The organism is Steroidobacter sp. (genome assembly GCF_036402275.1).
Classification (GTDB): Bacteria; Pseudomonadota; Gammaproteobacteria; order Steroidobacterales; family Steroidobacteraceae; genus Steroidobacter.
Genome location: NZ_DASWTF010000017.1, coordinates 1 through 18,622 on the forward strand (window position 1 = coordinate 1; position 18,622 = coordinate 18,622).

Genomic DNA, 18,622 nt, shown 5'->3' on the forward strand with positions numbered 1-18,622 from the left:
CGAAGTGGCCGATGTTGCACACGATGGACTGGTCCTTCATGGCGGCCATGTGCTCGTAGCGGATCACGTCGCGGTTGCCGGTGGTCGTGACGAAGATGTCGGCCTTGTCGGCGGCGTACTCCATCGTGACCACGCGGTAGCCTTCCATGGCGGCCTGCAGGGCGTTGATCGGATCGATCTCGGTGACCCACACCTGCGCGGACAGCGCGCGCAGGGCCTGGGCCGAGCCCTTGCCCACGTCGCCGTAGCCGGCGACCACGGCGACCTTGCCGGCGATCATCACGTCGGTGGCGCGCTTGATGCCGTCGACCAGCGACTCGCGACAGCCGTACAGATTGTCGAACTTGCTCTTGGTGACCGAGTCGTTGACGTTGATGGCCGGGAACGCGAGCTTGCCTTCCTTCGCCATCTGATACAGACGCTTCACGCCGGTGGTGGTCTCCTCGGTCACGCCCTTCACCTGCTTCAGGCGTGTCGAATACCACTTCGGATCGACCTTGAGCTTGGCCTTGATGGAATTGAACAGGCAGGTCTCTTCTTCGCTGCCCGGGTTGTTCAGCACGCCGATATCGCTTTCGGCGCGCGTACCCAGATGCAACAGCAGCGTCGCGTCGCCGCCGTCGTCGAGGATCATGTTGGAGTAGCCACCGTCCGGCCACTCGAAAATGCGATGGGTGTAATCCCAATATTCGTCCAGCGTCTCGCCCTTGTACGCGAACACCGGCGTGCCCTTGGCGGCGATCGCGGCGGCGGCGTGATCCTGGGTCGAGAACACATTGCACGACGCCCAGCGGACCTGCGCGCCGAGCGCTTGCAGCGTCTCGATCAGCACGGCGGTCTGAATGGTCATGTGCAGGGAGCCGGTGATGCGGGCTCCTTTCAAGGGCTGCGACTTCGCGAACTCTTCACGAATCGCCATCAGACCGGGCATTTCGGTCTCGGCGATCAGGATTTCCTTGCGGCCCCAATCGGCCAGCTTCAGGTCGGCAACGTGAAAATCACCAGTGGATGCAGGCTTGGCGACTGCGCTCATATGTATCTCCGTCAAGTTGGAGGGCGCCGTTGCCTATGAGGCCGTGCGAATCGAGCCTGGCAGGTCCGAGGCAGAACGCCTGAGCTGCTGCAGCGCCCCTCGATTCGTGGGAGAGCCATTCTAACAGAAAGGCTAACAGAAACGCCGGGCTGGACGAATCCGTCCACCCGGCGTTCGGAACAAATAGAGTCTATTTGCTTACGACCGTTGCATCAGGCATTCGCGGCGCGCTTGATGCCCGCCTCCGACGCCAGCAACTCGGCCTTGTCGGTCTTTTCCCAGGAGAACTCCGGCTCGCTGCGGCCGAAATGGCCGTAGGCGGCGGTCTTCTGATAGATCGGACGCAGCAGGTCGAGCATTTGGATGATGCCTTTCGGACGCAGGTCGAAGTGCTTGGCGACCAGCTCTTCGAGCCGCTCGTCGGACACTTTGCCGGTGCCGAAGGTGGTCACCATGATGCTGGTGGGCTTGGCGACGCCGATGGCGTACGACACCTGCACCTGCGCCTTGGTGGCCAGACCCGAGGCCACGATGTTCTTGGCGACATAACGCGCGGCATAAGCCGCCGAGCGGTCGACCTTCGAAGGATCCTTGCCGGAGAACGCGCCACCGCCGTGCGGCGCCGAGCCGCCGTAGGTGTCGACGATGATCTTGCGTCCGGTGAGGCCAGCGTCGCCCTGCGGACCGCCGACCACGAACCGGCCGGTGGGATTGATCAGATAGTTCACCTTCTTGCCGATCATTTCCTTCGGCAGCACCGGCTTCACGATTTCTTCGATCACGGCCTCGGACAGCTGCTTGTGCTCGATGTCCGGATGATGCTGGGTGGACAGCACCACGGTGTCGATTTCCTTCGGCTTGCCGTCGATATAACGGATCGTGACTTGCGACTTCGCGTCCGGACGCAGCCAGGGCAGCTTGCCCTGCTTGCGCAACAGCGCCTGGCGCTCGACCAGACGATGCGACAGATAAATCGCCAGCGGCATGTGAGTCGGCGTTTCATCGCAGGCGTAACCGAACATCAGGCCCTGGTCGCCCGCGCCCTGATCCAGATCGATGCCGCGGCCTTCGTCGACGCCTTGCGCGATGTCCTGCGACTGCTTGCCGTATGCGACCAGCACCGAGCAACCCTTGTAGTCGATGCCGTAGTCGCTGTTGTCGTAACCGATGCGCTTGATGGTATCGCGCACCACGGTCTGGTAGTCGATCACGGCGTTGGAAGTGATCTCGCCGGCCAGCACCACCAGGCCGGTGGTGCACAGAGTCTCGGCGGCGACGCGCGAGTACTTGTCCTGCGCCAGGATAGCGTCCAGCACGGCGTCGGAGATCTGATCGGCGACTTTGTCCGGATGGCCTTCGGACACCGATTCGGACGTAAACAAAAAGCTGTTGCTGCTCATTAAAAAAGTCCTATAGCCCTGAAACTGAATGCTAACCCGCGACAGGTAACAATGGAGTACCGAAATTGTCCCGATAGCGACTGGCGAATTCGTCGCTGGTGAACCGATGGTTCTGGGTGCCGCGGGATTCGATTTTGATAGCCCCCAGCAGCGAGGCGATCCGGCCGGTGGTCTCCCAATCCCGACCATGCAGCAGTCCGTGCAGCAGCCCCGCCCGGTAAGCGTCGCCGCAGCCGGTGGGATCCACGACGGCCTTGGGTCTGGCCGCCGGAATGACGATTTTGCCCTCGCGCGTATGAATCTCCGAACCCTCGGCGCCGCGAGTCACTATCAGGGCCTGCACGTGCTTGAGTATTTGGGATTCATTCCAGCCGGTGCGCTGCTGGACCACCTGCCACTCGTAGTCGTTGAGCGCGAGATAAGTGGCCTGGGTGATGAAGGTTTTCAAGTGCTCGCCGTCGAACAGCGGCATTGCCTGACCCAGATCGAAAATAAAAGGAATGCCCGCGGCCGCGAACTGCGCGGCGTGACGGATCATGCCTTCGCGGCCGTCGGGGGCCACGATGCCGACCTTGATGCGCTGACTCCGTGCGGCCTGCGACACCTCGTTGACATGCGACTGTTGCATGGCGCCGGGATGGAACGCCCAGATCTGATTGTCGTCCAGGTCGGTGGTGACGAATCCTTGCGCCGTATGCTCGGACTCGATGACGCGCACGAAATCGGTGGGAATGCCGTTATCGCTCATCCACTGCAGGTATAAGCCGGCATCGCGGCCGACCGTGGCCATGAGGTATCCGGTGTCGCCCAGCAGCTTGAGGTTGTAGGCGATGTTGCCGCCGCAGCCGCCGTATTCGCGCCGCATCTGCGGCACCAGGAACGACACGTTCAGCATGTGGATCTTGTCCGGCAGGATGTGATTCCGGAACCGGTCCTCGAACACCATGATGGTGTCGAAGGCCACTGAGCCACAGATCAGGGCGTGCTGACTCAAAACGTCGTTCTCCTCGGGATCGTCGGAATGGGCGCGATTGTAGGCCAAGACGCCGGCCCGCGAGGCGAATTCCATCTCCGCGACCCGTTCGTCTTTTTGCGGCCCCCGGAGCTTGCCGTGGTGAACCTGTAGGACGGTTCAAGCGTTAACGGAGCTATCCAAGGCGGGGTCCCCCGCCCCCGAGGGGAGAACGGATTGATCAACGTGGAGCCTCGCAACCGCTTCCATCGCTCGGCATCCGCCGAAACGTCGCCAGCTGACGACGCTTCGGCCGAGCTGCTGGCCAATAATTTGACGCGCACCGAGCCTCATCCAGCGTCCATCCTCATCGTCGAGGACGAGGGCATCGTGGCGCAGGACCTCATGGAAGCGTTGACCCGCCTGGGGTATCGCATCAGTGGCGTGGCGAGCGAAGGCACGCAGGCCGTGGCCATGGCGACGCAACTGCAGCCGGAGCTGGTGGTCATGGACGTGAGCCTGCGCGGCGAAATCGACGGCATCCAGGCGGCGCGTATGATGCAGGAGCATTCCCACGTGCCGATCATCTTTCTCACGGGTCACCGCGACAGCGAAACGCTGCAGCGGGCGGTGTTGACCGGACCGCTGGGCTACTTGATCAAGCCGTTCCAGGAAGACGAGCTGCGCTGTGCGATCGAAGTCGCCATCCACAAACATCGGGCAGAGCTCGCGGTGCGCGAGCGCGAAGAGGCGCTGCGCCGGAACGCTGAGCTGCTCCAGAACCTGTCGCTGATCGACGAGCTCACCCAGCTGCGCAACCGGCGCGGCTTTTTCGAGCTGGCCCAGCAGGCGTTGAAAGTCGCTCAGCGCGAACACTACGCCATGGGCGTGTTCTTCATGGATCTGAACGGGTTGAAGCGCATCAACGACACGCTCGGCCATCAAGCCGGCGACCAGGCGCTGCGCGATACGGCCGAAGTCCTGCGCGACACATTCCGCAGCTCCGACATCCTGGCTCGAATCGGCGGCGACGAATTCGTCGCCATGGCCCACGTGCATTCGACTCAGGATCTGCACGCCTTGAGCGGCCGACTCCAGGAGCACCTGCAGGCGTTCAACCAGACCCATCGGCGGCCGTATCCGCTGAACATCAGCGTCGGCATGACGCTGGTCGATATTCCCACCGAAGAAGATCTCGAAGCGCTGCTGGCGCGCGCCGACGCCGCCATGTACGAAGAGAAGCGCGCCGCCGCCAGTCGCCGCTGACCCGCCCGAGCTATCATGAGGCCCTGATCCGCGCCTCATGAGACCCGCCGATGTCGAATGCCGCCGCCACCGACGATCCCGCACGGTGGCTCGAATCCGTTGCCGCTGAAGAACCCGGGCGTCCGCTGTTGGAAACCGCCGAACGCGGCGTGCTGAGTTACGGTCAAGCGCTGACGCTCTCGCGCCGGCTAGCTGCGTCGCTCGCGTCGTTACAGGTCGCACCCGGCGATCGGGTCGTGGCGCAGGTCGAGAAATCTCCGGAAGCGATCGCGTTGTATCTCGCCTGCCTGCACTTGGGCGCGATCTTCGTTCCTCTCAATACCGCCTATACCTTCGCCGAGCTCGAATACTTCCTCGGCGACGCCGCGCCGACGGTCGCGGTGGTGCGACCCGCCGATCGCGAGCAGGTCCGGCAGATCGCGGCCCGATGTAGCGTGAGGCACGTGGAAACATTGGACGAGCGCGGCGGCGGCTCGCTGCTCCAGATCGAAGCGTCATCCGCGCCGACGAACAAGCGAAGTCACGATCCTTCGGCGCTGGCGGCATTGCTCTATACGTCGGGAACCACCGGCCGCTCCAAAGGCGCCATGCTGACCCGGGCCAATCTCGCTTCCAACGCGCTGACCCTGGCCCGGGCCTGGCGGTTCACGTCCAAGGACGTGTTGTTACATGCCCTGCCCATCTTTCACGTGCACGGACTGTTCGTCGCCATCAACACCGTGCTGGCCTCGGGCAGCTCCATGCTGTTCCTGCCCAAGTTCGACGCCGACGAAGTCGTTCGATTGCTCCCGCGCGCCAGCGTGATGATGGGCGTGCCGACCTTCTATACAAGGCTGTTACAACATCCGGGGTTGAGCCGCGAGCGGCTCGGGAACATCCGCTTGTTTGTTTCGGGCTCGGCGCCGCTGCTGGCGGAGACCCATCGCGAATTCCAGGCGCGCACCGGGCACGCCATCCTGGAACGGTACGGCATGAGCGAGACGCTCATGAACACATCTAATCCTTACGAGGGCGATCGGATTCCTGGGTCGGTCGGGCCGGCGCTGCCCGGCGTGGAAGTTCGCATCGCCGATCCGGAAACGGGTACGCCGCTCTCCGAGCCGGACGTCATCGGCATGATCGAAGTCCGTGGACCGAACGTATTCTCCGGTTACTGGCGCATGCCGGAGAAAACCGCGGCCGAGTTTCGTCAGGACGGCTTCTTCATCACGGGCGACCTGGGCAAACGCGACGCTCGCGGCTATGTCTACATCGTCGGCCGCGGCAAGGATTTGATCATCACCGGCGGCTACAACGTCTATCCCATCGAAGTGGAGCTGGAAATCGACGCGCTGCCCGGCGTGGTGGAAAGCGCCGTCATCGGCGTCCCGCATCCGGATTTCGGCGAAGGCGTGACCGCCGTAGTGGTCGCGAAGCAAGGCGCCGCCCTGGACGAAACATCCATCCGCGGCGCGCTCGAACGACGCCTGGCCAGGTTCAAGCTGCCCAAGCGCATCGTGGTGGTCGACGAGTTGCCTCGTAACACCATGGGCAAGGTGCAAAAGAGCGCGCTCCGCGATCGCTATCGCGACCTTTACAGATAAGTCTTGTTTGCCAACTCGGGAGATCCGCCAATGACCGCCACCCTTATCGACGGCCGCGCCGTCGCCGAACGACTGCGCGAGCGCGTCGCCGCCCGCACGGCCGAGCTGGCCAGGCACGGCCTGACGCCTGGTCTCGCGGTGGTGCTGGTCGGCGAGGATCCGGCCAGCCAGGTGTACGTCGGCAGCAAGACCAAGCAGGCGGCCGCGGCCGGCTTGAGACATTTCGATCATCGCCTGCCGGCGACCGCCGGCACGGCCGAGCTGATTGCTCTGGTTGAAAAGTTGAATGCACAACCAGACGTGCACGGCATCCTGGTGCAGTTACCGTTGCCCGCCGGCGTGGACAGCGCAGCGGTGCTCGCGGCCATCGATCCCGCCAAAGACGTCGATGGCTTTCACGCCGTGAACGCAGGACGCCTCGCGCTCGGCCAGGACGCCACCGTGCCGTGCACGCCGCTGGGCTGCTTGATCCTGATTCGGGAAGTGACGCGCGAGCTGGCCGGCAAGCGCGCGGTCGTCGTCGGCCGCTCCAACATCGTCGGCAAGCCGATGGCTCAGCTGCTGTTACAAAACGATTGCACTGTAACGATTGCGCACTCGCGGACCCGCGATCTGCCGCAGCTGTGCCGGGAGGCCGAGATCCTGGTGGCCGCCATCGGTCGGCCCAAGGCCATCGCCGGCGACTGGGTCCGTCCTGGCGCGATCGTGATCGACGTCGGCATCAATCGGATCGTCGGCGCGGACGGCAAGAACAAACTGGTGGGCGACGTGGACTTCGACGCCGCGCTGGCGCACGCAGGAGCGATTACGCCGGTGCCGGGCGGCGTGGGGCCCATGACCATCGCCTGTCTGTTGATGAATACGGTGAACGCCGCGATTCGTTCGCGCGCTGGCGCGGTCGGCCCGCCGATCAGCTTGTCTTAATCGATCGCTAATAAAATGCGCAGCGGTTGGCTGCGCATTTACCGACGCGTCGGTAGCAAACGTTTACTCAGCGTCTGCTTTACTCTCACCAATATCGCTACTCTCCCCTCTGGGGAGAGTAGCGATTAACAACAAGCTACTCAGCGTCGGCTTCACTCTCGGCGTTGCCGATCGTTTCCGACAGCTTATCGATGATGGAATAGAGCGTGACGCGCTCCGACTGACTCAACGTCAGCAGCATGTCCGCCTGGCGCTTGCGGGCCACCGGCAGCACCGCTTTGTACAAAGAGGCGCCTTTGGGCGTGATGGAAACCATCACCGGCGCAGCCAGCGCTTCCGTGGAGCGCGAGCCACTGCCCTTGATCGTCTTGGTTTTGGTGAGGCCGCGCGTCGCCATGACCCGCAGGGTGCGGCTCACCTGCCCTTTGTCCATGCCACTGCGCGCCGTGACCTCGGAGAAGCGCATCGGCGCGAAGCGCGCCACCAGCGCCAGCAACCGCCACTCCGGCAAGCTCAAATCGAACGATTCGAGATAGGGCTTGGTGAGGTTGGTGCGCAGGGCGTTCGAGAGGCGCGTCAATCGAAACGTGAGGAAGTCCTCCACGTTCAAATGCGTGCCGCTGCTCGACACCGTCGACCAGGGAGAGATTGTCTTCGTCGACCGCTGACGCGGCTTCTTCTGCGGAGCTTTCACTTACGTGCCGATTCGGCCATGGCCGAAGAACTTAGGAGGACGCGGATTCTGCCGTAAGCAATCGCGCTTGAATAGAACATTGCATCGATCCTTGCGCGAAGCGCGCGTTATGCAAACAAACTTGCAACGCTGAACGAAGCAGAAATGTTTCTGCGCGAGAATTTGCCGTGTTTTCTTGATTTACCGCCGGCTCGCGCGGCGCCCGGGCCCTGACAAATTTTGTCCATTTGTTACATGCCACACGCCATTTGCCTGTTTGCCCGCTCCGAAACGCAAGTGACGTTTCGTGACCACGTATCCGACACTCGATCTCGCGAAAAAAACTGGTGCGGCCCCATGAACGGGCTGCTATGTTCCGCCGCGCTCCGTGGAGCGCCCGAATGCCACAATTAGAAGCCCAAGCCCGCGTTCTCGAAGAATGGTTCCGGTTGCCGGAATCGCGACGTTTGCACGCCACCGACGCCGTCGCGTTCGCGTTCAGGCTGCTGCAGGACCGGCCGGAAATGTTCGCGCGCCACCGCGGGCGCGCGCAGGTCGATCACGAACTGATCGTCGATTGGTTGTTGCCGTATCTGAACAGGCAAGCCAACTAGCCACCCCGCCGGCGCCCGTCAGGCGCCTTGCAGAGCCTGGCCGATGCCGCTCACCGTGGCCAGCAGGGCTGCCAGCAATTCGCGATCTTCGCGCCTGCCGGCGCGCCAGCGCCGTAGCAGATCCACTTGCACCAGATGCATGGGATCGATGTACGGGTTACGCAGCAGGATCGAGCGTTGCACGGTCGAGGCGCCGTCCAGCAGCTGCGGGCAACCGCGAATTTTCAAAACCTGCTGTTTGGTCAGCTCGTACTCGGCGCGCAGCGCCGGAATGAAGCGTCGATATCTTTCGTCCACCAGCTGTTCGTAAACGCGGGCGATCTCCAGATCGGCGCGCGCCAGCGACAGCTCGACGTCGTCGACAAGATTGGTGAAGAAGAACCAGTTCTCGTACATGTCGCGCAGGGCCGCCTCGCCCAGCGTGCGCTCCGCCAGCGCCAGCGCCGAGCCGGCGCCGAACCAGCCCGGCATCATGTAACGACACTGCGACCACGCATGCCACCAGGGAATGGAGCGTAGCGCGGCGATTCCGACGCGCTCGAGGCGGGACACCGGCCGGGAGCCGATCTGCATGCGCTCCACCACGTCGATGGGCGTGAGCTGGCAGAAGAACTCGTGAAATTCGGCATCGTCGAACACCAGCCCGCGATAGACGCGCGAGCTTTCGTTGGCCAGCAGGTCCATGGCCTCGCGCCAGCCCGGCTCGACACGCTCCGGCGGCATGACCCCCGCGCGTGACAGCGACAACGCGTTGAACGCCTGCTCGAACACTCGCAGCGCTATGGGACGCAGGCCGTATTTCTCGTTGATCAACTCGCCCTGCTCGGTGATGCGCAACCGGCCGCGACGCGCGCCGTCCGGGCCGCTTCTGACCAGCACTTCGGTGCGGCCGCCGCCCCGATCGATGCCTTCGGCCTGACCGTGAAAAAGTGTCAAGTCGATGCCGGCCGCGTCGGCGGCGGCAAACAACGATTCCTGCGCCTGGCGAATCAGCCAGCGCGAACGCACGATGCCGCTCTCTTTATTGCTGGCGGAGTAGCCGATCATCACGTACTGGTGATTGGCGCGCCCTTTGAGGTGACGTTTGTAAACCGGCTCCTCGAACAGCTGGCGCATCACCTCGCCGCAACGTTGCAGCGACTCGGCCGATTCGAACATGGGCGCTACATCGGTAGGCACGTCGCCCGTACGCCGGTCGGCGGTATCGGCCCAGCGGGCCAGCAGCAGCACCGAGAGCACGTCGTCGACGCCTTGCGTCTGGCTGACCACGTACGCGCCGATCGCCTCGTCGCCATAGCGGTGACGGTTGTGCGCCAACGCTTCCAGGACCCATAGGCTGCGCTTGCCGCTGGCATCCAGCACGTTGGTGGGACCCTCGTCGCGCTCCAACGCACCTCGCAGGCGGTCGGCACGCTCGGCGCTGTCGCGCTTCGACCAGTCGGGATCGTTGAAGCCCTGCCCGATGACGGCGCGATGCGCGGCCGCGTTCTGGCGAATATCCAGCGTCGCCAAATGAAAACCGAAGGTGCGCACCCGGCGGATCAGCCGGCGCACCTGGAACAGGCCCGCGTGCTCGCCCTTGTTGGCGCGCAGGCTGTCGGCGATCAGATTGATGTCGCCCAGGAACTCGTTGGCGTTTTCATAATGATTGGCGCGACCTTCGTAGGTCGCGCGCAAGCGCTCCTGCACTTGGGCGAGGAACACTCGATACGGCATGCGGTCGTGCCGGGCCGGCGACAGACTGCCGCCGGAACGCAACAATAGCGAATATTGCTCGATGCGAGCCGACAGCTCCGGAGTGATGCCGACGCGCGACGCGCTTTGTGACAGCGACTCCGCCAGGGATTTGCAGTCCAGGAAGTAGTTGTTGACGATGATCTGCTGATGTCGCGCGATGGTCTCGCGCAAGGTCTTGGCGTGCACGTCGGGGTTGCCGTCCATGTCGCCGCCCACCCAGGAGCCGAAGCGCAGGATTTCCGGCACTTCCCGATCCCGGGCTTCGGGACCGTACGCCTGCTCCAGCGCCATTTCGATCTCTTCGTAAAAGCTCGGCACGATCTTGTAGAGCACTTCGGCGATGAAGAACAGCACGTGCTCCCGCTCGTCGGCGACGGTGAGGCGCTCGCGCGAATTCTCGGCGGTCTGCCAGCCCGAAGTGATTTCGTTACGGATGCGGTCCCATAGCACGCGAGCTTCGTTGGCCGTGCGGGCGAGCCCCAGCCGTTTCAACAACAGCTGCGCGATCTTTTGCTGTTTGCGCAGGATGGTGCGACGGGTGGATTCCGTGGGATGCGCCGTGAACACCGGCTCGATCCACATATGGAGCATCTGGCGACGCACGTCGTCCAGCGACAGGCCTTGCTCCTTGAGCTTATTGACGGCCTCTATAACGCCGCCGGGCTGGATCTTGCCCTCGTTGAAATATTGGCGCCGGCGGCGGATGCGATGAACCTTCTCCGCCATGTTGACCATCTCGAACCAGGTCGAGAATGCCCGCACCAGATCGCGCGCCTGTCCTGGCGGCACATTACGGGTCTGCTCGGCCAGCTCGCGGGCGCACTCTTTGTCGCCTTCGCGGCGCGCGATGGCGTTCTGGCGGTCGGTCTCCACCGCTTCGAACAGGACGTCGCCGCCCTGCTCGCGAATCACTTCGCCGACCAGCGCGCCGAGCATGTGTACGTCTTCCCGCAGCTCGGCGTCTTTTTGCGGAAAGCTAATGTCGGAACGAGGCATGGGGTCGCGGAGTGTAGCAGAGTGCTCCGGACCCACCTCTCAGGAGCTGTCGATATCAGGCAACCCTGGCTGGAAATGTCTTTAACAGCGACTGTTTACAGCTCGAGCAAGCCGCGGGCTCAAGCCGGGGCAGCGTGCTGTCCGCCGGGATGGCCAGCGTTTGCTGGGCGTCCTCGATTTCCTCCCAGGCGCCCAGACGAACCTGGATTCGCCGGCACCACATGCAACTGCGCAGGCTGCGCGCGTCGCGTGGATAGCACGGGTCCAGCAGAGCCACCGCGGGCCGAGCCTCGCACCACACCGGCTCGCAAACGTGACGGATCGAGCCGTCGCTCAGCGGGGACAACTCGATATCGATCAGGCGCCGTTCGTCGGCGCGGTCCACTCGCATGGGAACGAACACGCTGCCGCCGATGGCGCGCACGCGGCTGTAGAGCAATTCCCACAGCTGGCGGACCACGCCGTCCGGGATGCGATTCCAGATCGGCCGCCCGATCACGCCGTTCAGGTCAGGCGCTTGGTCACGAGCAGGCGCGACGAAACGGCTCCAGGCCGGATTGACGAACACGATGCGGTCCAGCGCATCGATGATGTACACGGGTCGGGCGTCGGCGAAGTCGTTGACCATAAGCCGCCACGGCGCGGGAAACTGGGGTGAGGTGGACCGCCGCCGTGACGCCCACATCATCGGCGGCCCGTCAGACCCGGCCCATGAGGCTCGCCCTGAATGGCGCCGTAGCCCGAGCGCGCTATCCGGCTGATACGATCTCCACCTCACACTGCGTATGTGACGCAGCTAACGCAAAGTTGCTGCGCGTCGCAGCGCGCCCCTGACGAGACTTCTCATGACTTTGACTGGACAGATTGCGGTATTTCTCGGCGCCACGGTGCTGGCCGTGCCCTTGTTCCGCCGCTTGCGGCTGAGCTCCATCCTCGGCTACCTGGCCGCGGGCGTGGCCATCGGTCCGTACGGCCTGGCGGTGATCGACGACGCCGAGGGCGTGATGCACATCGCCGAATTCGGCGTGGTGCTGCTGCTGTTCGTCATCGGCCTGGAATTGCAGCCTTCGCGCCTGCGCGCCATGCGCCGTTCTATTTTCGGCTTGGGACTGGCGCAAGTCACCGTCACCACCGTCGTGTTCACCACCATCGCGCATCTGCTCGGGCTATCGATGAACGCGGCATTCGTCACTGGCTTTGCGCTGTCGCTGTCGTCCACGCCGCTGGTCCTGCAACTGCTCGCCGAACGTCACGAGCTGAACACTAAACACGGTCGCCCGGCGTTCGCCATTCTGTTGTTTCAGGACATCGCCGTGATGCCCATGCTGGCCATCCTGCCCCTGCTCGGCGCGACTGGCGCCACGCAATCGTTGGGCGCGACCGTGCTCGGTGCGGCTAAAGGACTCGGCATGCTGGCGTTGTTGGTCTTCGGCGGCCGATATGTGTTGCGCCCCGTGTTACGAATCGTGGCGGAAACGAAAGCCGCCGAAGCATTCACCGCCGCAGCTCTGCTGGTCGTCATAGGCACTGCATTGCTGATGAACGCGGTCGGTATGTCCATGGCGCTCGGCGCGTTCGTCGCCGGCCTGCTGCTCGCCGAGAGCGAATATCGTCACGAGCTGGAAGCCGACATCGAGCCGTTCAAAGGCCTGCTGCTGGGCTTGTTCTTCATGTCTGTCGGCATGACGAGCAACATCAGCCTGCTGCGCGAACACCCCGTGTTGATCGCAGCTCTGGTGCTCGGCCTGCATGTAATCAAGGCCGGATTGTTGTTCGCTATCGCGCGCGTGGCCAAGTTACAGGGGCGCCATGCATCGCCGTTGGCGGTATCGCTGGCACAGGGCGGTGAATTCGGCTTCGTGCTGTTCTCGATGGCGGTGAGCTACAGCGTGATGGAACAGAGCCTGGCGCAGCTGCTGGTGATCGTCGTGACCATTTCGATGGCGACCACGCCGTTGTTGATCAAGTTGCACGCCGCGTTCGTGGAGCCGCTGTTGAACAAGGGCGAAACGACTCGCGAGTTCGACGCCATAGACGATCAGAACAGCCGCGTGCTGATCGCGGGCTTCGGCCGCGTCGGCCAGATCATCGGCCGCGTGTTACGCATGCGGCGCATCCCCTTCACCGCGCTGGAGTCGAGCGTGGCGCAAGTGGACTTCGTGCGTCGTTTCGGCAACAAGGTGTACTACGGCGATCCCTCGCGGCTGGAGTTGCTCCAGGCGGCGGGCGCGTCCCGTGCGGAAATATTCGTGCTGGCCATGGACGACATCGATGCGTCGGTGCGCACGGCCGAGCTGATCAAGAAACATTTCCCGCACCTGAAGGTGCTCGCCCGCGCGCGCAACCGTCAACACGCCATCAAGCTGATGGATCTCGGCGTCCGTTATTTCGTTCGTGAGACGTATTACTCCAGCCTGGAGCTGGCGCAGAACACCCTGGAAGCGCTCGGCCTGACGCGCGCGGACGCCGAAGAGAGCATCCGTCGCTTCGATATCCACGACCGCAAGCTGCTGGAACAGCAACTACTCGCCGGCGACGACGAGCAGAAGCTGATTCAATCGGCGCATCAGGCGGCGCGCGAGCTGGAGAGTCTGTTCGAAGAGGACGTGCGGGGCAGCGAGCGGATACGCGAGACCGACCGGGAAAATCAGGCGACGGCTTGAATGGTGCGCACGTAGGCGGCGTGCATCAGCCCTTCGATCGCTTTCTCGGTGCGCGGCGCGAGCAGCAGCCGCAATGTGACATCGTTGGAAGGCCGGGACGGATCGTCGATCAGAATCTGTTCGATGAAGCGCGTGACGCGATGCTGGATTTCATTGATGAAACGCAGCTTGATCGCGTCGATGTTCTGCTGCCCGCCCGGCGCATAGAAATTACGCGCCTCCAGCGTGAGCTCGTACATGAAACGAGTCATGAACCGGGCCTGCTCGATGGACGACAGCTCCGAGAAATTTCGAATCTCCGATTCGATGTTCATATATCCTCCCGGACCATCTTCGCGGCCTTGCCGGCACGAGGCAAGGCGAGGCGTTGAGCGGCCCGCCGGCCCGGACGGGCGGTCGCGGCAACGGGTCTATGTCACATTCTAGCTGGCATGTTCGAGGTTATGACAAGGCTCGCGCCGCGACCTGACGGCCTGTCCAGCTCCGAGGAACACGATCGACTAATTGCCAACGACGTCGCCGTCGTCGAACTGAAAGTCGCAATAGAATTCTTCGACACAGCCGCGGCAAATGGTTGCTCGCGGCCCCTCGATCAGTCCGTCGACCTCGAACGGACGCTTGCCGCAGAAGGAACATTTGAGTCCGGCGGTCTCCGAGTCGTAGAACGCCAACGCTTCTTCGACGGTGACATTGGTGTCGATCCAACGATTGCCGACACCGGGATAGTTGCATTCCGCATCCTGCTTGGCGCGCTCGATCGACTCCGCGGTCGACGCGCCCATGGCGATCCACTCCTCGTCGCAATGGAAGATCAGCGGACCGGACGGCGAGCTCAGGCTGACCGCGATCGCCAGCCGCGGCGCCTGGTCGACGGCATTGTCCGCCAGCACTCGGGAACCCACTGGCAGATAAGGAATATCGTCGACAAAGGCGTAGGCCACCACGCGGGCGGCGTCGATGACGGGAGGAGGCGGACTGCGTTTCATGCTCTAAGTTAGCTGGATCGAACCGGCGGCGACGGAATTCGAGTTGCTGTAAGCACAACGCAATGAGCGGTAACACCGTTCCCGACACCGGCGGGCCGGTCCGCGGCGCAGGGAACAGACAACCCCGACGCAGCGTTGAAGCTGGATTGCCACGCGACTGTTCCGGCCTCGCGACTCGCGGGCTGTATCTTCCCTGGCGGGCGACCGCGATCTAACTTTGCGTCATGTCTACGATTTCTCTGAGCCGGGCGGACACCCCCGAGCTTGTCGCGACCGTGCGCGCGTTATTTCGGGAATACGCCGAGGCGATCGGAACGAACCTCGAGTATCAGGGCTTCACCGCCGAGCTCGCAGCGCTGCCCGCGCCTTACGTCCCGCCGCACGGCGCACTGCTCATTGCAAGTATCGATGGAGAGATTGCCGGCTGCGTTGGACTACGCCCGCTCGGCGACGGCATCGGCGAAATGAAACGTTTGTACGTTCGACCGGCCTTTCGTGGCGCGAGGCTGGGTCAGCGGTTGATCGAAGCAGTGATCGACGAGGCGCGACGGGCAGGTCATGACGAACTGCGCCTGGACACGTTAGCGAGCATGACTTCGGCGCAAGGGCTGTATCGGAAGCTCGGTTTTGTCGAGATCGCGCCTTACAACGAGAAGTATCTGCCAGGCACGCGCTTTTATGCTCTTGATTTGGGCAGCGGGCTCAGACGGGGTGCGTCAGCTCCCACGCCTTGAGAAAGGTCCACGCAGCCAGAAAGAAGCTGAGCGAGCCGAACAGGAACATTCCGCCGCGCACTTCGTGATATTCGGTCTCGGGCCGCAGCACCAGATCGCGCGCCCACGCAGCGCGGCTGACGCTGGCGCAGAGAATGCCCAACGTCAGCGCCGCACAGGCCAGCAGCACCAGGGACGCAGAAGACAAGGCGCCCGCTCGATCGCTCAGCGCGAGGCCGACGGCGTTCCAGCACAAGACAAGCGCGACCACGAATAGTGGCCGCAACTTGCCGAGCACAGTCATCAACATGCGATCAGGCCGGGAAGAAGTCCATCGGTTTGGTCACCGTGATGGTGCCCACGTCCTTGGCTTCGAAGCGGAACAGCTTGATACGCGCCACGAGCTTGCGCTCGAGCTCGGGATTGTTCAGATCGCTGGAAACGATCTCGCAGCGCTGGATCGAGCCGTCGGCCGCGATCGTCAGCTCGAACACGACCTTGCCCTGCAGAGTCGGAACGTCACGCAGCGCGCGCTGATAGATCGAATTGATGGCGCCCTGGTTACGGTCGAACACCAGCGCGATCTCTTCTTCGCTGCGCGAAGCCTTGCGGTTGCCGGCGCCACGCTGCACGTTGTTCTGAGCCTGCTGAGTGAGCACGGCCGACGTCACTTGCGTCGTGGTGTGGCCTTCGAGCGCGCCTTGACCGCCGCCATAGCCACGGCTCAGCGCGGCGGTGTTGATGCCGCCGCTGCTCGCGCCGACCTTGGAAGTCAGCAGTGAGCGTTCCGAACGCGTCGCCTCGCCCACCTTGCCGGTCAGATTCTTGGTCTGCGCCGCCTTATCGAGCACCGAGCTGTCACGCAGGTCGGCGAGCTGATCCATCACGTTCGCCATCGACTTCTCGGCACGCTCGCGCGCGCTCGGCTGCGGCTTCGGCTGGGGCTGCTCGACGGGTTTGACGGGCTCGGGTTTCTTATCCTCGACCTTCGGCGGCGGGGGCGGCGGAGGCGGCGGCGCCTTCTGCTCGATCACCAGCCTGACGATGCGATCGGGAATCGCGGGCGCCTTGGTTTGTGACTTTTCCGGCACCGGAATCAACGGAATCAGGATCGCGAAGATGGCGAACGCGATGAACGCGTTGCGCACCACGCGCCGGAAGCGCGCTTCGACTTCCTCGGTCGGCGACCAAGGCAGATCGTATAAACGATAGTAAGGGGCGAGTGTGGTCATGAGTGGCCGCGCTCCTTAGCTACCCACAGCGTTGCTGGGCGTCGCGTTGAACGCCGCGGTACGACCGCTCGCCGTCGGCGACACTGCCATGGCGCCTTCGCGCTCGACAACGGCCAGCGACACCTTGCCGTAGTCCGCATCGGTGCACGTGGCCATGATCTTGCGCAGTACGCTGTACGGAGTGCCCTTGTCGCCCATGATCGTGACTTCGCGATCCTTGATGTCCTGCTTGGCCGCGTCCACCAGCACCGTGTCGGCCTGGCTCTGCAACGCCTGCTTCAGCGGCTGAATCACCGCGTCCTTGGCGTTGATCACGTCGTCGACCTTGGCGATGAGCTTGCCGTCCACCAGCAGATCTTCCTTCGTGACCATCACCACCACGCTAGGCCGCGGCTTCTTGTCCGAGAGCGATTGCGGAATGGCGATCGCCTTGGTGTTGGGCAGGATGTCCACGTCGGAGTTGTGCACCAACAGGAACACCGTGAGGATCATCAGCATGTCGATGAACGGCACCAGCGTCATGTGGCCGGCGGCCTCGGCGCCGCCGTGCTGGCGCTTGCGGTGGCGTTTGATACGAGAAATCATGTCGGCGCGTCTCCCACGGACACATCCGGGAACAACTCGCCGAAGGTCCAGCTGTTTTCGCCCACGCTGAAGACACGCACCGTGTCCATCACCTGCACCAGCGTGTCATAAGCAATTTCCTGCTCCAGCAGGATGGTCGCGTCGGTCTTGTCGGGATACTTGGTCTTCACCAGCTTCAGATAATCCTGCAGTCCGGTGAGATCGTAGTTGCCGGCGGTCGACGGCACGGTCTTGAGCAGACCGGTGCCGCGGTCGGCGATCTCGATCTTGTCCTTGCGGATGATCACTTCCAGGTTCAAGCCTTCGGGCAGGTCCGGCACCGCACTGTCGGCGCCCGGCAGGTTGAGCTCCAGAATATTGGTCTTGGTGAACACCGCGGTGAAGATCAGGAAGAACACTAGGATGATCATCATGTCGATCATCGGCACGACATTGATCTCGTGCCGGCCGCGGTAGCGCGCATGATTGCGCATCACCCGCCGCTGTGCCTTGGACTGAGCCATCGTCTATCCCTTTAATGACCGCTGTGTAGCGCTAGCTGCCTAGCGCTCAGGCCATACCGTGAGCTGCGCGGCCGCGCGCCGGGGCGGGAGCGGCGAGATCGTCGCCCGCGCCTTCGACGTCCTGACGACGCTCGACGACAGAGTTCATGAACTTCACCGAGGCGATCTCCAGGCTGTCGATCATCTTGGTGGTCTTGGCTTCCAGGAACATGTGCGCCAACAGCAGCGTGATGGCGACGAACAGACCCGAAGCGGTGTTGTTCATGGCCACCGAGATGCTGGCGGCCAGCAGGCTCGCCTTCTCGGCCGGGTTGGCCTGCGCGATCGAGGCGAACGCCGCGATCAGGCCGATGACGGTGCCGAGCAGACCGGTGAGCATGCCGATGTTGGCCAGCGCCGAGAGATAGTGCGTGCGCTTTTCGGCGCGCGGAATGATTTCAAGCAGGCTCTCGTCCATCGCCTTCTCGACATCGTCGCGACGACGCGCGCTGGCGAGACGGGCGATGCCGTAGTTGAGCACGGTGGCGATCGAAGACTTGGACTTCGAGGTGATGGCCACCACCTGCTTGAAGTTACCGCTGTTGATCAGCGGCACGACCTGCGCCCACACGCGACGGTTCTGCGTGGTCTCGTTGGTCAGGTAGATGAAACGCTCGATGGTGATGGCGACGCCGATCACGAAGATCGCGGCCAGCGGATACAGGAAGAATCCTCCCTCGCGGAAGAAATTCACCATGAAGTGAACCAGTTCCATCGTCTAAC

The 18,622-nt window shown here is 63.2% G+C and carries 19 protein-coding genes and 1 riboswitch; of the genes, 6 read left to right on the forward strand and 13 right to left on the reverse strand.

The window, feature by feature from the left end:
- From VGD45_RS08790 to VGD45_RS08800, 3 genes are all read right to left on the reverse strand, one after another.
- The coding region (locus VGD45_RS08790; RefSeq protein ID WP_331154913.1) for an adenosylhomocysteinase at positions 1–1,033 on the reverse strand (1,033 nt) is incomplete at its 3' end.
- Positions 1,034–1,047: 14 nt separating this feature from the next.
- Positions 1,048–1,140: riboswitch (S-adenosyl-L-homocysteine riboswitch) on the reverse strand.
- A 105-nt stretch (positions 1,141–1,245) separates the two neighbouring features.
- Positions 1,246–2,433 (reverse strand): methionine adenosyltransferase, encoded by a 1,188-nt coding sequence (metK, locus tag VGD45_RS08795; RefSeq protein WP_331154914.1) that lies wholly within the window; start codon positions 2,431–2,433, stop codon positions 1,246–1,248.
- A gap of 31 nt (positions 2,434–2,464) precedes the next feature.
- Complete coding sequence (locus VGD45_RS08800) at positions 2,465–3,379, reverse strand: carbohydrate kinase family protein (RefSeq protein ID WP_349263242.1); 915 nt, start codon at positions 3,377–3,379, stop codon at positions 2,465–2,467.
- A gap of 252 nt (positions 3,380–3,631) precedes the next feature.
- On the opposite strand from VGD45_RS08800, the gene VGD45_RS08805 reads away from it, so the two are divergent.
- Genes VGD45_RS08805 through folD form a run of 3 tightly spaced genes read left to right on the forward strand, consistent with a single transcriptional unit; the run spans position 3,632 to position 7,158 of the window.
- Positions 3,632–4,651 carry a diguanylate cyclase domain-containing protein gene (locus VGD45_RS08805; protein WP_331155102.1) on the forward strand — a complete coding sequence of 340 codons (1,020 nt, stop codon included), beginning with the start codon at positions 3,632–3,634 and terminating at the stop codon, positions 4,649–4,651.
- Between the two features lie 50 nt (positions 4,652–4,701).
- Positions 4,702–6,234, forward strand: coding sequence for a malonyl-CoA synthase (locus tag VGD45_RS08810; protein WP_331154916.1), 1,533 nt, complete (start codon positions 4,702–4,704; stop codon positions 6,232–6,234).
- Positions 6,235–6,264: 30 nt separating this feature from the next.
- Positions 6,265–7,158 carry a bifunctional methylenetetrahydrofolate dehydrogenase/methenyltetrahydrofolate cyclohydrolase FolD gene (gene folD / locus VGD45_RS08815; protein ID WP_331154917.1) on the forward strand — a complete coding sequence of 298 codons (894 nt, stop codon included), beginning with the start codon at positions 6,265–6,267 and terminating at the stop codon, positions 7,156–7,158.
- Between the two features lie 136 nt (positions 7,159–7,294).
- Here the strand turns inward: folD and VGD45_RS08820 are convergent, their stop codons facing one another.
- Positions 7,295–7,852, reverse strand: a complete 558-nt coding sequence (locus tag VGD45_RS08820) for a MarR family winged helix-turn-helix transcriptional regulator (protein ID WP_331154918.1) — start codon at positions 7,850–7,852, stop codon at positions 7,295–7,297.
- Positions 7,853–8,232: 380 nt separating this feature from the next.
- Here VGD45_RS08820 and VGD45_RS08825 point away from each other — a divergent pair, with 380 nt between their 5' ends.
- On the forward strand, positions 8,233–8,445 hold the full coding sequence (locus tag VGD45_RS08825; protein ID WP_331154919.1) for a hypothetical protein: 213 nt from the start codon (positions 8,233–8,235) through the stop codon (positions 8,443–8,445).
- A gap of 18 nt (positions 8,446–8,463) precedes the next feature.
- Here the strand turns inward: VGD45_RS08825 and VGD45_RS08830 are convergent, their stop codons facing one another.
- Together VGD45_RS08830 and VGD45_RS08835 are read right to left on the reverse strand one after the other, a co-directional pair.
- Complete coding sequence (locus VGD45_RS08830) at positions 8,464–11,178, reverse strand: phosphoenolpyruvate carboxylase (RefSeq protein ID WP_331154920.1); 2,715 nt, start codon at positions 11,176–11,178, stop codon at positions 8,464–8,466.
- 55 nt (positions 11,179–11,233) lie between these two features.
- Complete coding sequence (locus VGD45_RS08835; RefSeq protein ID WP_331154921.1) at positions 11,234–11,806, reverse strand: hypothetical protein; 573 nt, start codon at positions 11,804–11,806, stop codon at positions 11,234–11,236.
- A 217-nt stretch (positions 11,807–12,023) separates the two neighbouring features.
- Here VGD45_RS08835 and VGD45_RS08840 point away from each other — a divergent pair, with 217 nt between their 5' ends.
- The gene (locus tag VGD45_RS08840; protein WP_331154922.1) at positions 12,024–13,841 is read left to right on the forward strand and encodes a monovalent cation:proton antiporter-2 (CPA2) family protein; all 1,818 of its coding nucleotides are present in this window, start codon (positions 12,024–12,026) and stop codon (positions 13,839–13,841) included.
- Here the strand turns inward: VGD45_RS08840 and VGD45_RS08845 are convergent.
- Both VGD45_RS08845 and VGD45_RS08850 read right to left on the reverse strand, forming a co-directional pair.
- Positions 13,826–14,155: a hypothetical protein gene (locus VGD45_RS08845; protein ID WP_331154923.1), complete on the reverse strand. Its 330-nt coding sequence runs from the start codon at positions 14,153–14,155 to the stop codon at positions 13,826–13,828. The two genes, VGD45_RS08840 and VGD45_RS08845, sit on opposite strands and share 16 nt — an antisense overlap.
- A gap of 186 nt (positions 14,156–14,341) precedes the next feature.
- Complete coding sequence (locus VGD45_RS08850) at positions 14,342–14,827, reverse strand: ClpX C4-type zinc finger protein (RefSeq protein ID WP_331154924.1); 486 nt, start codon at positions 14,825–14,827, stop codon at positions 14,342–14,344.
- A 224-nt stretch (positions 14,828–15,051) separates the two neighbouring features.
- Between VGD45_RS08850 and VGD45_RS08855 the strand changes: the two genes are divergently transcribed.
- A complete protein-coding gene (locus VGD45_RS08855) occupies positions 15,052–15,561 on the forward strand; it encodes a GNAT family N-acetyltransferase (protein ID WP_331154925.1) in 510 nt (169 codons plus the stop codon).
- Here the strand turns inward: VGD45_RS08855 and VGD45_RS08860 are convergent.
- Genes VGD45_RS08860 through VGD45_RS08880 form a run of 5 tightly spaced genes read right to left on the reverse strand, consistent with a single transcriptional unit; the run spans position 15,530 to position 18,614 of the window.
- Positions 15,530–15,850 carry a hypothetical protein gene (locus tag VGD45_RS08860; RefSeq protein ID WP_331154926.1) on the reverse strand — a complete coding sequence of 107 codons (321 nt, stop codon included), beginning with the start codon at positions 15,848–15,850 and terminating at the stop codon, positions 15,530–15,532. The two genes, VGD45_RS08855 and VGD45_RS08860, sit on opposite strands and share 32 nt — an antisense overlap.
- Before the next feature lie 4 nt (positions 15,851–15,854).
- The gene (locus VGD45_RS08865) at positions 15,855–16,772 is read right to left on the reverse strand and encodes an AgmX/PglI C-terminal domain-containing protein (protein ID WP_331154927.1); all 918 of its coding nucleotides are present in this window, start codon (positions 16,770–16,772) and stop codon (positions 15,855–15,857) included.
- Positions 16,773–16,787: 15 nt separating this feature from the next.
- Complete coding sequence (locus VGD45_RS08870) at positions 16,788–17,357, reverse strand: ExbD/TolR family protein (protein WP_331154928.1); 570 nt, start codon at positions 17,355–17,357, stop codon at positions 16,788–16,790.
- Positions 17,354–17,860 (reverse strand): biopolymer transporter ExbD, encoded by a 507-nt coding sequence (locus VGD45_RS08875; RefSeq protein WP_331154929.1) that lies wholly within the window; start codon positions 17,858–17,860, stop codon positions 17,354–17,356. Before VGD45_RS08875 ends, VGD45_RS08870 begins: the two co-directional genes overlap by 4 nt.
- A 46-nt stretch (positions 17,861–17,906) precedes the next feature.
- Complete coding sequence (locus tag VGD45_RS08880) at positions 17,907–18,614, reverse strand: MotA/TolQ/ExbB proton channel family protein (RefSeq protein WP_331154930.1); 708 nt, start codon at positions 18,612–18,614, stop codon at positions 17,907–17,909.
- Between the last annotated feature and the right edge of the window lie 8 nt (positions 18,615–18,622).